This window comes from Streptomyces sp. NPDC054840 (assembly GCF_053611065.1).
Window position 1 is genome coordinate 1 of sequence record NZ_JBSGZP010001170.1, and the last position, 1,038, is coordinate 1,038.

General features: G+C 70.0%; 1 protein-coding gene. It reads right to left on the reverse strand.

Annotation, left to right across the window (positions count from 1 at the left end; genetic code table 11):
- A partial coding sequence (locus ACWGIU_RS38430; RefSeq protein ID WP_453712796.1) for a hypothetical protein occupies positions 1-203 on the reverse strand: 203 nt, incomplete at its 3' end.
- Between the last annotated feature and the right edge of the window lie 835 nt (positions 204-1,038).

Consider the following 1,038-nt stretch of genomic DNA (forward strand, 5'->3'; position numbering starts at 1 on the left):
CGCCGGTTCCGCAGCCGCTGTCGTACCTGATCGACGACGTGGCCCGCCGCCACCGCCACCGGCGCCGCCGACCAGGACACCGTCTCCACCGGTACCGCCGTTACCGCCCTTACCACCGGTGCCCAGGACACTTCCGCCACCGGATCCACCGGCGCCACCGGCGCCACCGACGAGACCGCCGGTACCGCCCTTGCCACCGTCACCTCCGGCGCCTCCGCCGTTCGGGAGGGCCGTTGCCACGTGGGAAGCCACCGGAGCGGCCGAGGCCATGGACGCCGGAAGCACAACTCCTCCTGTGACGACAGCGGCCGCGGCGACCAGAGTGGCGACGCGGAAACCGCGACGGGTGGGACGGGCAACATTGCTGGTGTGCATCTTGCGGTTCATGACTTTCTCCTACAGATCAAGAGGGCTGTTTGACGTGCCCGGATTTCCGGGACGGTGCGGTGATATCGGCGAGAGAAGGGATCCTCGGGGAGGTATTCCGTTTCTTTCGTCTGCCTCGTTCTGTTTCCGGTGAGGCCCGCACCACAAGTAAGCCCCGGGGGCCACACCCGGGGCATGTTCCGGAAACTCGGGACTTGACACCCTCATGAACTCCGGATAAAAGCCCCTCTCACCCGGCCCGGTCGACGTTGTGCAGGGGGCGGGCCCGTACGGGGCGGTCGGCCGACCGGTCACCAGCGCCCAGCACCGGCCGCCCAAGGACCAGTGCCATCCAGCACTCCCTCCCCTCTTGCACGAGGCCGGCGGACTCATGGGCATCGGACAGGGTGGTCCGGTGCGGGGGCGGGTTCGGCGGGAGACGACGCCGTCGGCGACACGTAACGGCCGGCCTGCGCCCTCAGCTCCGCTTCTGTCCGGCGAAAACGGGCCGTGCGCCGCTCAGGGCGCGTACTCCTGTGAGCAGCGGTTCTGGAGGGTCGGCGGGCGGAAGCCTTGGATTATCAGCAGGCGCGGGCCGTCGGGCAGCGGCGCCGGCGGGACGGACCCGGTCCACGTCTCAGGGGTCGTACATGCGGCCGGCCCCGCCCCGAG